This window comes from Agromyces mediolanus (assembly GCF_023715325.1).
Classification (GTDB): Bacteria; Actinomycetota; Actinomycetes; order Actinomycetales; family Microbacteriaceae; genus Agromyces; species Agromyces mediolanus_A.
The window spans coordinates 1-470 of sequence record NZ_JAMBNX010000035.1 but is presented as its reverse complement, the minus strand read 5'-3'; the positions used below and the strand labels follow the sequence as shown (position 1 = coordinate 470).

The following is a 470-nucleotide window of genomic DNA, read 5'->3' as shown; positions in this document are numbered from 1 at the left end:
AACCTCAGGAGACACGCCCATGAACTCTGCTTCACATCCCGTCGATCGGGTCCTGCCGCGCCGCCAGATGCTGACGCTCGGCCTGCAGCACATGCTCGTCGCGTATATCGGCGCGATCGCGGTGCCGCTGATCGTCGCATCGGCCTTGAAGATGTCGCCCGCCGATACGACCGTGCTGATCAGCACCGCGCTGTTCTGTTCCGGCATCTCGACGATCCTGCAAACGGTCGGCGTGTGGAAGCTCGGCGTGCGCCTGCCGATCCTGCAGGGCGTCGCGTTCAGCAGCGTCGGCCCGGTGATCGCGATCGGCCTGACGCCGGGCGTCGGGTTCGCCGGCGTGTGCGGCGCGGTGATCGGCGCGGGCATCATCACGACCTTCGCGGCGCCGCTGGTCGGCCGGCTGCGCCGCCTGTTCCCGCCGGTCGTGACGGGCTGCATCGTCACCGTGATCGGGCTGCAGCTGTTTCCGG

1 protein-coding gene is annotated in these 470 nt (G+C 68.7%); it reads left to right on the top strand.

Translation table 11 applies throughout. From position 1 onward, the window contains the following. Nucleotides 1–19: 19 nt before the first annotated feature. On the top strand, nucleotides 20–470 hold a 451-nt coding region (locus M3147_RS18960), incomplete at its 3' end, for a solute carrier family 23 protein (protein ID WP_285874109.1).